Source organism: bacterium, from assembly GCA_041649255.1.
GTDB lineage: Bacteria > Hydrothermota > UBA3073 > JACQXS01 > JAQTXJ01 > JAQTXJ01.
In genome coordinates this window covers 42,489-54,813 of the sequence record JBAZNK010000010.1, presented here as the reverse complement: position 1 = coordinate 54,813, position 12,325 = coordinate 42,489, and the positions used below count along the sequence as shown (strand labels likewise).

10 protein-coding genes are annotated in these 12,325 nt (G+C 36.4%); all 10 read left to right on the top strand.

The window, feature by feature from the left end; genetic code table 11:
* Window positions 1–2: 2 nt before the first annotated feature.
* The 10 genes from WC614_07980 to WC614_07935 all read left to right on the top strand — a co-directional run bounded on the left by WC614_07980 (window position 3) and on the right by WC614_07935 (window position 12,250).
* Window positions 3–1,115 carry a carboxypeptidase-like regulatory domain-containing protein gene (locus WC614_07980; protein ID MFA5032942.1) on the top strand — a complete coding sequence of 371 codons (1,113 nt, stop codon included), beginning with the start codon at window positions 3–5 and terminating at the stop codon, window positions 1,113–1,115.
* A gap of 25 nt (window positions 1,116–1,140) precedes the next feature.
* On the top strand, window positions 1,141–3,519 hold the full coding sequence (gene leuS / locus WC614_07975) for a leucine--tRNA ligase (GenBank protein ID MFA5032941.1): 2,379 nt from the start codon (window positions 1,141–1,143) through the stop codon (window positions 3,517–3,519).
* Window positions 3,520–3,536: 17 nt separating this feature from the next.
* A complete protein-coding gene (locus WC614_07970) occupies window positions 3,537–4,367 on the top strand; it encodes a sugar transferase (protein MFA5032940.1) in 831 nt (276 codons plus the stop codon).
* 1 nt (window position 4,368) lies between these two features.
* Window positions 4,369–5,028, top strand: coding sequence for a DapH/DapD/GlmU-related protein (locus WC614_07965; protein ID MFA5032939.1), 660 nt, complete (start codon window positions 4,369–4,371; stop codon window positions 5,026–5,028).
* A 157-nt stretch (window positions 5,029–5,185) separates the two neighbouring features.
* Window positions 5,186–6,202 carry a Gfo/Idh/MocA family oxidoreductase gene (locus WC614_07960; protein MFA5032938.1) on the top strand — a complete coding sequence of 339 codons (1,017 nt, stop codon included), beginning with the start codon at window positions 5,186–5,188 and terminating at the stop codon, window positions 6,200–6,202.
* The gene (locus WC614_07955; GenBank protein MFA5032937.1) at window positions 6,180–6,788 is read left to right on the top strand and encodes a hypothetical protein; all 609 of its coding nucleotides are present in this window, start codon (window positions 6,180–6,182) and stop codon (window positions 6,786–6,788) included. Before WC614_07960 ends, WC614_07955 begins: the two co-directional genes overlap by 23 nt.
* A 185-nt stretch (window positions 6,789–6,973) precedes the next feature.
* Complete coding sequence (locus WC614_07950) at window positions 6,974–8,287, top strand: GWxTD domain-containing protein (GenBank protein MFA5032936.1); 1,314 nt, start codon at window positions 6,974–6,976, stop codon at window positions 8,285–8,287.
* Between the two features lie 447 nt (window positions 8,288–8,734).
* Complete coding sequence (locus WC614_07945; GenBank protein ID MFA5032935.1) at window positions 8,735–10,093, top strand: transglutaminase-like domain-containing protein; 1,359 nt, start codon at window positions 8,735–8,737, stop codon at window positions 10,091–10,093.
* A gap of 164 nt (window positions 10,094–10,257) precedes the next feature.
* Window positions 10,258–10,812: a hypothetical protein gene (locus WC614_07940; GenBank protein ID MFA5032934.1), complete on the top strand. Its 555-nt coding sequence runs from the start codon at window positions 10,258–10,260 to the stop codon at window positions 10,810–10,812.
* Window positions 10,813–11,026: 214 nt separating this feature from the next.
* Window positions 11,027–12,250, top strand: a complete 1,224-nt coding sequence (locus tag WC614_07935; protein MFA5032933.1) for a hypothetical protein — start codon at window positions 11,027–11,029, stop codon at window positions 12,248–12,250.
* The last annotated feature ends 75 nt before the right edge of the window (window positions 12,251–12,325 follow it).

Sequence of the window (12,325 nt, the reverse complement as noted above, 5' to 3'; positions counted from 1 at the left end):
GAATGAAAGCAAGCAAAATATATGGAACATCCCGCCCCGGCGGAGATAGTTTGTTAATTAAAAAAATTTCCCGGATAATAATAATTCTAATAATTTTTGTAACTTATCCCTGTAGAGGAGAATTTAATAGTGAATCACATTTAATAGATATACCTACGGCATATTTAGGATTGGCAACTTTTAGTGCCGGAATAAATATGTCGTTTACTACCTCGAAAGACCCATACCCACAGGATTATAATAGTTATTTAAGATTGCAAGTGTTTGACAGAGTACAACTGGGGTTATCAATATATACGGCACAATTACAGGTATTGGATATAGAAGGAAAGATATTAAACGAGGGGCCATATTTGCCTGCAATAGGCATAGGGAGCACGTATTTAACTCCAAATAAATTTGCAAGTCCGGTAAGTATAGGCCCGGGTATTGGCTGGAAAGACGATCAAACGTATGAACAGAGGAACAGTGAAAAATTCTCATGGTTTACGGTATTAACGAAAGATTTCGGCCCATACGGGGTTTATACTTTAGGAATAGGCCGGGGCGACTTCGTAGGATATGGCTCACGGTCATATATGTTTAATTCGGATTTATATTCTGATACAAAAAATAACAATGCAATAGGTATATTTTGGGGAGGAGAAGTATTGCTAAGCGAACCTGTATTTGGAGTAATGGATTTCGACGGAAGAGATTTTAACGTAGGAATAAAATTGAAATCGGAGTTCTGGCAAATGGGTTTTGCGGTAGCAAAGTTAGAACACAGACTGAAAGGTGCACCCAATTTATATCCAAGATTTGCTTGCGGCGGGAGTGTAAATTCTTTATTAGCGCGACATATATTAAGACCTGATATGGGGACTTTAACCGTGACGGTAAATAATGCAGGAACCGGAGCGCCTGTATATGCAGTAGTGTCGTTTCCCGGCAAAACGGTAGCGTCATTACACACATCTCGAGAAACGGGAAGCTGTACAATATATTTACAGCCCGGAACATATTGGGTAAGAGTTGGAGCATTAGGAAGTTTGTGGACAGAGCGTAGAGTATATGTAGATAAAGGAACAACAACGGTAGCTTATTTTAATATCAGACCGCTGGTATCATTCTAATCATTAAACAGATAGAAAGGGAAATATGTATAATTTTAGAGAGATAGAGAAAAAGTGGCAGGAAATTTGGGAAGACAAAACAAATTCCCTTCATAATCAAGCCCCAAAACCGAAGTATTATGTTCTTGAAATGTTTGCGTATCCTTCGGGCGACCTTCATATGGGTCATTTTAGAAATTATGTATTGGGAGATACAATTGCCAGATATAGAAGAATGCAGGGATATGAAGTTTTACATCCATTTGGATGGGATGCCTTTGGTTTACCAGCCGAAGAAGCTGCCATAAAAAAACACTTGGCTCCTCGTGACTGGACAATGAATAATATAAAGCAATCGAAAGAAACTATCAATCTTATGGGAATATCCTACGATTGGGATAAAGAAGTTTGTACTTGTGAGCCGGATTATTATAGATGGACACAATGGATTTTTATAAAATTATATGAAAAAGGGCTTGCCTATAGAAAAGCATCGTATGTTAATTGGTGCCCACAATGCCAGACAACTCTCGCAAACGAACAGGTGATCAATGGTTTGTGCTGGAGATGTAAAAAAGAAGTAACTAAAAAAGAATTGACCCAGTGGTTTTTTAAAATTACCGAATATGCCGAAAGATTACTTAAGGGAATAGATACACTGTCACAATGGTCCGAAGAAGTAAGAACGTTACAAAGATACTGGATAGGTAAAAGCGAGGGATTAGAAATAGATTTCCAATGGCAAAATGAAAAAATTCCGGTTTTCACTACAAGACCGGACACAATTTATGGAGTAACATTTTTAGCGGCTGCCCCGGAATCTGAACTGGCAAAAAAATTGGCTAAAACTAAAGAATTACAGAGTTATATAGAAAATTCATTAAAAACGTCCGAAATCGAACGTGCCCAGAAAACCAAATCGGGCGTGTTTACCGGGGAATATGGAATCAATCCTTTAACCGGAGAAAAAATACCGATATGGATTGCGGATTATATACTCGGTGGTTATGGAACAGGACTGATAATGGGGGTTCCTGCTCACGATGAAAGAGATTATGAGTTTGCAATCTCAAAATCATTACCAATAAAAAATGTAATAAAACCAATTGAAGCTACGGAAGACAAGTTGTTTACCGGTGAAGGAATTATGATAAATTCCGATATATTTGACGGGATGAATTCAAAAGAAGGAATTACATGTATAGTTAAATTAGCTGAAGAAAAAGGTATAGGAAGAAGGAAAACAAATTATAAAATAAAAGACTGGTTAGTATCAAGACAGCGGTACTGGGGCGCTCCCATACCGGTGATTCATTGTGAAAAATGCGGAATAATTCCTGTCCCGGAAAAAGATTTACCTGTATTGCTTCCGGAGTGTATGGATTTTACACCAAAAGGAAAATCACCGTTAGCCAGTGTGCCAGAATTTGTAAATACAAAATGCCCGGTTTGTAATGGGAATGCTTTAAGAGATACGGATACGATGGATACTTTTGTTGATTCATCCTGGTATTGGGCAAGATATATAGATTCGAGAAATGAGAAAGAAGCATTTAATAAAGAATTGGTAAAAGAATGGTTGCCGATAGATGAGTATATAGGCGGAATAGAACACGCCTGCGGACACTTGATATTTTTCAGGTTTATGAATAAAGTTCTTTATGATTTGGGTTATGTGCCTTTTGACGAACCCTGTAAAAGGATGTTTACACAGGGTATGATAACGGATGAAAAAGGAATGGTAATGTCAAAATCCAAAGGCAATGCAGTAGCAGTAAGACCATTTGTAGAAGATTGGGGCGCAGATGCCGGCAGAGTAACCATATTGTTTTTAGGTCCGCCCAATCAAAGCGCTGCGTGGAGTATGGAAGGAGTTAAAGGAGTAAGCAGATTTCTGGAAAGAATATATAAATTGGTAGAAGAAAAAATTCCGTTGGCAAACGATATCCCGGAAAACGAAACTCCATTGTACCGTAGAATAAACTTCTCCATCAAAAAAGTAGGCGAAGACATAGAAAATTATGGACATAATACGGCTGTTTCGGAACTTATGACGCTTGTTAATGAATTATACAAAAACAAAGAAGACAAATGGTTGCCCTATGGAATAAAAATTTTAATACAACTCTTATCGCCTTTTGCTCCACATTTGAGTGAAGAATTGTGGCAAAAAATCGGAAATTCGGAGTCAGTATTCAAATCAAAATGGCCCGCTTACAAAGAAATAAAAGAAGAAATGGTAAACATAATAGTAGAAATAAATGGTAAAGTAAGGGAAAACGTAAAGATGAAACGTGATATAAGTAACGAAGAAGCAGAAAAAGAAATAAGAAACATAATAAAGATACAGGAATTATTAAAAGATAAGAATATAATTAAAGTAATATGGGTGCCGAATAAACTAATAAACTTTGTAGTTAAATAACTGCCGGAAGGCAAGTAATGATATTTGAAATAAATAGCAAAGAAGAATTAAAAAAGGAAATACCTTCAAACACCAGAAGAGTAAAGATAAATTTTGAAGTGTCAACTCCCAGGGAAATGGTGGAAATCGTCTCGAAATACAAAGATACTGCGGACGTATGGGTGCGGACAAGTATGTTCAAAAGACTGTTGGTTGACAACTGGCTCATATTCAAAAAACAAAGAAAGGGAACCTACAAGTTAAAAAGAACATTAGATGTATGTATAGCAGCAATAGTTTTGATATTGGTATCGCCATTATTATTAATAGTAAGCATAATAGTAAAATTCAGCGCAAGTACTTCTCGGGAACCTGTATTTTTCAGACAAAATAGGATTAGTAATAATGGGAGACCATTTCTATTCTATAAATTCAGGACAATGGAACATTCTAACAACGATGAGATTCATTATGAATATATGAAAAAATCCATACAGGGAAAAGCGCACGGCAAAGTTTATAAATTAGTAAACGATCCGCGCGTGACCAAAATCGGTAAATGGTTAAGAAGATTATCCATAGACGAAATTCCTCAATTCATAAATGTATTGAAGGGAGATATGAGCATAATAGGCCCACGCCCACCAATCCTTTACGAAGTCGAATTATATGAAGATTGGCAAAAAGTTAGGTTGCAGGCAAAACCTGGGATGACAGGATTATGGCAGGTTGCAGGAAGAAGCCTCCTGTCTTTTAATGAGATGGTTGTGCTGGATTTCTTTTATGCGTTAAACCAGTCACTTAAATTGGATTTGTATATACTTTTTCATACAATCCCGGCAGTGCTTTTCTTGAAAGGAGCGTATTAAAATGAGTGTAAAAATTGGCAAAGGCGTAAGAATATACCCGAAAGTCAAAATAGGAAAAAACAGTATAATCGGGGATTTTGTTATACTTGGAATCAAAGGAAGAGATAGTATTGATTCCTACAAACTTGATATAGGTGAAAATGCAACCATAAGGGCTTTTACGGTAATATATACGGGAAATAAAATAGGTAATGACTTTCAAACGGGACAGGGCGCAAGCATTCGCGAAAATAATGTAATAAAAGATAACGTAAGCATAGGAACTAATGCAGTTTTAGAATATGAAAACTTCGTAGATTCAGGCTCAAGGATACACTCCAATTGTTTCCTTGAGATGACAACCATAGGAAAAAACGTGTTCGTCGGTCCAGGGGTGGTTTTCCTTGATGACCCTCATCCGATGAAATGCCCAAGATACAAGGAATGCAAAGGCGGAGCAAAAGTAGAAGATTTCGCAAAAATCGGTGGCAGGAGTGTTTTACTGCCGGGTGTTATCGTAGGAAAACATTCATTGATTGGTGCAGGAAGTTGCGTTACGAGAAACATACCTGAGAATAGAGTTGCCGTGGGATATCCCGCGCAAGTAGTAAAAAAAATAAGTGACCTGCAATGTTATATAGGTGCGTTTGATCATCCTTATGAGTGGGAACCGTATGTTTAAAGAGTAATAGCGTTACTGTAATTACTTTTCCCTCCCAAATCCAGCAATACAAAACCTTTCCCCTTTTTTCCTTTTAAATATTGACAAACATACAGAACTATATATTATAAATGGAAATGGGTAATTATATATATATATAATACTATGGGGAGATAAAATGTTAAATGTTGCAGTGATTGGTTGTGGCTACTGGGGAAAAAATATCATAAGGGACTTATACGATAACGCTATGTGTAATCTAAAATATTGTTGCGATACCGATAAAGCAAAACTTGATTTATTAAGCTCTAAAAGCCCGGCAATAAAGCCGATTATGGATAGCGAGGAAATATTTAAGGATAAAAGCATAGACGCCGTTTTTATTATTACGCCTGTCGGCTCTCATTATGCTTTAGCTAAAAGGGCTTTAGAATGTGGAAAAGCGGTTTTTGTCGAAAAACCTTTTGTTGATAAACTTGAGAAAGCAGTCGAACTTACAGAGCTTGCGGAAAAAAATAAATTGGTTCTTATGATAGGACATATCTTTGAATACGCCCCTGCTGTGATAAAAATAAAAGAACTGATAAAAACAAACCAGCTTGGCAAAATTTATTATATTTCTTCTACAAGAGTAAACCTTGGCATTCATCGTAAAGATGAGTCCGTAATCTGGGATTTGGCTGCGCATGATCTATCAACAATATTTAACTGGCTGGACGAAGAACCTCTCTCCGTACAGGGCATAGGGAAAAGTTCAATAATAGAAAATAAACCGGACGTTGCTTTTATAAATCTCAGGTTCCCGTCGGATATCCTTGTTAATATACAAATATCCTGGCTTGCGCCTATAAAAATGCGGAATACCGTAATCGTTGGTTCCGAAAAAATGGTCGTCTTTGACGATACAAGCGTAATTGAAAAAGTTAAAGTTTTTGATAAAGGAATAGATAAACTGGAACATTCAAGCTTTGGAGAGTTCCAACTCTCATATAGAACAGGAGAAATTGCAGTCCCGGTCATATCAAATGCAGAACCTCTTAAAGAAGAAATAAAGCATTTTATTGATTGTGTCAAAAATAAAAAAGAACCAAAAACAAATGGCAAATCAGCAACCCGTGTAGTTAAATATCTGGAAATGATAGAAAAATCAGTTAATGAGGGAGGCAAAGTTTATGTTAATTCTGTTCATCATTAATGCAGGATGCCTTGTAAGTATGCCCAATTCCTATATCCCGGAAAAAAGTACCTACGAAGTAAGCATGACAGTCACTCCGGAAAATGCTTTCATTGCCCAGATTAGCGGAGTATTACTCGAGAATTTTTCCATAGGAACGTCTTACGGCGGGAGTGGAATTATCGGGCATGGAACTCCTACATATCATAAAGCCCCGGGTGTTCAGATAAAAATGGGAATGCAAAAACAACCAATATCGGCGGCTATTGGATTTGATTCCGAAAAATATTATGATGAACCCGTATGGTTATATGGCGTTATAGGGGGAAGCTTGATGGGAAGAATTATTCCCTGTATAGGAGTAAATTATTATAAACATCTAAACTTTTTTTGCGGAGTGGAAGCCGGGCTGTCAAATCTGGCGAGTGTTGCAGGAGAATGGCTCATCAGTAAAGGTGATACTAATAAATATGTTTCAACCGTTAATCTTGGTTTGAGATTAAAAGTTGAAGATAAAGTAACGTTTGAGATTTTCTTCAAAGATATATCAAATAAAGAAATAGGTGCGTCAAGAGGAGTTAGATTCTCCTACTCGGCATTTATATAACTCATTGTTTTTCGAGGTAATATTTTTGTATATTTTTACAAGCTCTTTGGTGATAACCATTAGAGCTTGTTATCCCGCTTCGGCGGGGGATTTTTAATATTTCCAGCAAAGCTGGATAAGTTGGTCTAATCCCGCCAGGGCGGGAAAGTCCAACTAATAATATTTGATTTGGTTAAGGGGGGTATATGAATATTTTATTCTTGAGTTATGCCTTTTTAATAGGGCAAGTTAATTTGGATGTAGCGAGATTTGTTACTCCGGATAATCAGAAAGGTCTTAGAAAAACAAGATGCGAAATATATATCGGATTCCCTTATAATATTCTTTTTTACCGGACAGCGGATAGACTTTCTACCGACAATACAGCTAAATTAAATGCTAAGTTTAAAATAAAAGTAACCGTAAAAACAGATTCAGGTAAAGTAGTTGCAAATGAAGAATGGGAAAAAGTTTCGTTTATTGAGTCACTTGCGAAAGCCTCTTCACATAATGCTAATATTTTAGAACAATTAGAAATTTTGCTTGACCCGGGTAATTATAAAATAGAAACAGCCGTTGTTCAGGATTCTTCTCTGCCTGGTGATAAAGCCGGCAAATGGGAAACTGCCCGCGAAATAGAAATAAGAAAACCCGATACAACCTTGTCCCTTTCGGATATTCAACTCTCAAGCAGTATTGATACTTTTTCATCCGATAGCAGATTTGTGAAAAATGGACTCAATGTTATCCCTTTGCCCCGGAGAATAATTGGCGCTCCTTACAAGAGTCTATATAGTTATGTTGAAATATATAACCTTACCCCAAAAAATAATTACGAAATCAAATATTCTATCCTGAATGATTCCGGAGTATTGGTTGCGGAAATGTCTCCCAAATCTCTTACAGCCGAAATACCCAATCTTACGGAAATAGAATGTATAAATATCGAAAAAATAACTTCAGGAAATTATATACTTATGATGGAGGTCAACCAAAATAATAAAAAAATTGTCCGAAGAAAAGCTTTTATTGTAAGACAACAACCTGAACAACTAAAAGAACAACCTGTTGCGGTTAATGATGATATGGAATATCTGAACTTTATAAATTATATTGCAACTCCTGAGGAATTGGCAACTTATAACAAATTATCAAATACGGGAAAACAAAAATTTGTAATTGAGTTCTGGAAAAAACGCAGTAAAGAAGAAAGACTTGGTTTTATAGAAAGAGTAAAATATGCGGATAAAAATTATAGTTCCTGGAACGAAAAAGGTAGATACTCTGATATGGGAAGAATTTTGATAAAATATGGAAAACAGGACGACCAGGAACGTTTCCCGCCGGATGCGACCTATCACAGTATAGAAAAGTGGAGTTATTATTCAAACGGGGGAATGGTTTTTATTTTCGTAGATATAAGAGATATTGGCAGGTATGAACTTTTTTATTCAAGCATAAAAGAAGTTAACAGTAAACCTACTTATAGACAGTATATACCGGAAGAATTGTTAGAATAGATTTCTTGCTATGTTCGTATAACATTGGAAAAGATTTGAAGAAGTAGGGGGACCTAATTACTATCTGTTCTGTACGTCCTCAGCGGCCCTGCCTGCCGTTCTGTTTGTCAGGTTTGCGGTGAATATTTCTGTTTCCTCTTTTCAACTCTCTCTGTGTTCTCTGTTTTTTTAGTTGGACTTTGCGATCCGCCTGAGGCGGAAGCATTAGACCAACTTATCCAGCTCAGCTGGGCTCTGTGTCTTATATGTTTTTAATCTGTTTTCCCCTGATACCTTTTTTCCTCTGTGCTCGGAGTTTACCCCGTTCTGGCGGGGTGGTTAATCTTTCTATACTTTTTTATTTATCTTTTGACATTTAGGTTTTTTAGCGTATAGTCTTTTCCTAATATTTAATAAATATTTGATTTTTATCCAGCTCTGCTGGAAAATTGGTACCGGGGGGGAAAAATGAAATTTGTAAAATGCTTGATGACGGCAGGAGTCATATTCGGAAGTTCCTATTTATTCGCATCTTCTACGGTGCAGGAAGAAGCATCCCAGTGGTTTGGTATGTATCTCAAAGACCAGAAAGTCGGGTATACTCAAATCGAAACTCAGCCTATTGCGGATGGATATAAAATCTCGGAGTTGACTTACATAGAACTTGATATGATGGGCACCAAAAGAAACCTCAAATCTATTTCTCAATACGAAGTGAACAAAGATTTTGAACTCAAAAACTTTACTTTTAATCTTGAAACCGAAGCACAAAAAATGTTAATTAGAGGCGAAATTAAACAGAATAACTTCAACCTCTCCATTAATACCGGCGGCAAAATAGAGACAAAAACTATCCCAATAACTTCTCCCATTTTCCCTGTTTCAGTCCTACCGATGATTGCAAATAAATTTACTCGCACGTCTCAAAAACTACAAGTGTTTGACCCATCAATACAATCTGTCAGTACCGCGGATTGTGAATTGGTAGAAACAAAAGGTGACTCAATAAATGTCAAAGTTATGATGTTGAACTCTCCATCTACTATGTGGGTAAACAAAAAAGGAGAAATGTTATCCCAGAATCAGCCAATGGGCATTACCGTTAAAAAAGAATCAAAAGAAAAAGCAATAAAAATTGGTAAAGTGTCTCCTGAAATCTTAACCCTGTATAAGGTTCCTACAAATATTGAAATCAAAAATGCAAGAGATATTTCCTTGTTGAAAATGCTTGTTAACGTTAAGGTCGTTGTAAACGAACAGCAAAGATGGTTCGGCGATACTTTATTAATTGAAACGAGAGGTCCCACAAGCGGAGGACCTTTTGAATTGTCAAACAGAAGACCCGATTCCGTTAATAAGTATCTTAAACCAACAACTTTTATTCAAAGCAAAGATAAAAGGATAATCAAACAGGCAAAAGAAATTGTCGGATTTACCAAAACCCCCTGGAAAAAAGTCGTAAAACTTACCAATTGGGTATCCGAAAATGTCAAGGATATGCCAACCGTTACCATCCCGTCTGCGCTGGATGTTCTCAACACAATGGAAGGCGATTGTGGAGAACATTCCATATTATTTGCCGCGCTTGCAAGAGCCAGCAAAATACCCACTGACGTCGTAGTAGGCATTGTATATACGCAAGACGGATTTTATTATCACGCCTGGAATAAAGTATGGGTTGGAAGATGGGTTGAAGTTGATCCAACCTTCAACCAGCCGATTGCAGATGCAGCGCATATTATTCTTGCGGAAGGTGGATTGGAAGAACAGGCAAAAATTATGGAACTCGTGGATAAAATCAAAATCCAAATCCTCGAATATAAATAATCTTCCTCACAAGGAACAATAAGAAATTAGGACGCAGATTAGCGCAGATAAACAGGATATCATTCAAGCCTACAACAGATAAAGAGTTTGTAAAAAATAAATATAAAGAATTAACTGCGACAATCAATTCTGTCGCAAAATTGCGAAACGTTAATATCAAAAGTATGAAAGCAGATAAATATGTAAGATTAGGAAAACTGACAGCAATAATTTCATTTTTGCTTGGGACAGCTATTTTGGGACTGTATTGTCTGACCTTTTCCCTAGTATTTCCTACCATTGGTTGTCTTTTTATAGATTTTGTTGGACTGATAAATGTTGGAATTTTAATTGCACTTGTAATTAAGGCAACAAAAGACAGCGATAATAAAAGAAAATTATACAAGACTTGTGGGTTTATGTTGCTTAACATACCTGTTATGCTATTTTATTGTTGGATTGGGTCGGTTCTACTAGACACAATGAGGATAACTTTTATCAACTCAACACAGACAGAATTGACGGACATTAAAATAATAGCGTGTGAACCGAAACATATTGACAAGTTAAAACTGGGGCAAAGTAAAACGGTTTGGATTCATATAACATGTGATTGTTCAATAAACATAGAATATATACTAAATGGTCAACGAAAAGAAGAAAATTTGGGGTATGCAAGCAGTGGCATGGGATGCAAAATGAAATACAATATTGGCGGACAAAACGAAGAAAAACTTTAGTGGCAATAAGAAAAGAAATAACGAAAAAAACAGACAGAGCTACTAGTTAACATCTTTCCCCATCTTTTTTCCCAAATGTTAATCCGTGGCTATAATTTTTCTTGTTTTTTAACTATCTTTTTATCTCGTGAAAATCGTGTGCAATCTCGTGGTTGCAATTTGTCTTTATTATTTATTTTTTGACATTTCTGTTTCTGTCCTCTAAAGTATCTTTATGTCATACAAAACTCTTTTTAAATTCTCCCCTCTCTTCTTCCTTTACATCCTTTTAGTTCTGGTATTCTCCCAAAATACTTCTCATGGAGACGAAAGTCGTTATCTGATGTTCGCCACCAATTTATTAAACGGTTATTATTCTCCTCGTTCGGACATAAACTTATGGAATGGTCCCGGCTATCCTATTCTTCTTATTCCGTTTCTTGGATTCCACATACCTTTGATTTTTGCCAAACTGCTTAATGCCCTGTTTTTATTCTTATCCGTAATTTATTTTTATCGCACATTATTATTTTTCACGAACAACCGTTTTGGTGTGTGCTTTGCTTATTTATTTGGACTATATTTTCCTTTTTTCAGCAACCTCTATCTCTTGAACACAGAAATCTTTTCGGTATTTTTAATCTGCGGTTTTATGTTTCATTTCATCGGCTATGCAAAAGGCGCCTCCGGGAAAAGAAGCAACTTTTTAGCCTCGTTTTTGTATTTAGGGTATTTAGCGCTTACGAAAGTATTTTTTGGTTGGGTTCTTGTTATTTGTCTGTTCGTTTCTTTATTATTAAGTTTATTCCGCCGCCGTTTTCTAAAGTTATCTGCTCCGGTATATACGGCAGCAATTATTATATGTATCCCTTATTTAATTTACACACATTCGTTAACGGGCAAGTTTTTCTACTGGGGAAATTCAGGCGGGCAGTCTTTATACTGGATGTCCACTCTTGACAAAGAAGAATTTGGCGACTGGTTTGGCACGGAATGGGCAATTACTCAACCCGGCTTTGAAAGTCATAAGGATTTTCTGAGTAAAACTATGAAACTGTCTGCCCTTCAACAGGATACTGAATTCCGCAAACAGGCAATAAAGAATATAAAATCAAACCCTAAAAAATATGTGATAAACTGGAGCGCAAACGTAGGACGTATGTTATTCTCTTATCCCTATAGTTACACGAAGCAAAAACTCTCTACTTATTTTTACGCAATCCCGAATATGTTTTTATTAATTGTCTTTTTGCTCTGCCTTTGCCCTGCTTTTCTCTGCCGCAAATTAATTCCTTTTGAGGTGTATAACTTTTTAATATTCGGCGCAGTTACATTTTTCGGCAGTTCACTCTTAAGCGCTTACCCGCGTCAATTGTTCCCGGTAGTCCCAATAATATTGTTGTTCGTCGCTTATACAATAACGAACATTTTAAAAATCTCTCTGCGTTGCAAACAATAGTTTCAAATCTTCTCCTATGTTTTTATTTATTAACTGAAAACCTAATCCCGCAAAGAGAAATAATTAAAAAAACGT

Coding starts and splice junctions, on each gene's coding strand:
- WC614_07980 (MFA5032942.1), top strand. CDS start 3: ATGAAAGCAAGCAAAATATATGGAACATCCCGCCCCGGCGGAGATAGT.
- leuS (MFA5032941.1), top strand. CDS start 1,141: ATGTATAATTTTAGAGAGATAGAGAAAAAGTGGCAGGAAATTTGGGAA.
- WC614_07970 (MFA5032940.1), top strand. CDS start 3,537: ATGATATTTGAAATAAATAGCAAAGAAGAATTAAAAAAGGAAATACCT.
- WC614_07965 (MFA5032939.1), top strand. CDS start 4,369: ATGAGTGTAAAAATTGGCAAAGGCGTAAGAATATACCCGAAAGTCAAA.
- WC614_07960 (MFA5032938.1), top strand. CDS start 5,186: ATGTTAAATGTTGCAGTGATTGGTTGTGGCTACTGGGGAAAAAATATC.
- WC614_07955 (MFA5032937.1), top strand. CDS start 6,180: ATGTTAATTCTGTTCATCATTAATGCAGGATGCCTTGTAAGTATGCCC.
- WC614_07950 (MFA5032936.1), top strand. CDS start 6,974: ATGAATATTTTATTCTTGAGTTATGCCTTTTTAATAGGGCAAGTTAAT.
- WC614_07945 (MFA5032935.1), top strand. CDS start 8,735: ATGAAATTTGTAAAATGCTTGATGACGGCAGGAGTCATATTCGGAAGT.
- WC614_07940 (MFA5032934.1), top strand. CDS start 10,258: ATGAAAGCAGATAAATATGTAAGATTAGGAAAACTGACAGCAATAATT.
- WC614_07935 (MFA5032933.1), top strand. CDS start 11,027: ATGTCATACAAAACTCTTTTTAAATTCTCCCCTCTCTTCTTCCTTTAC.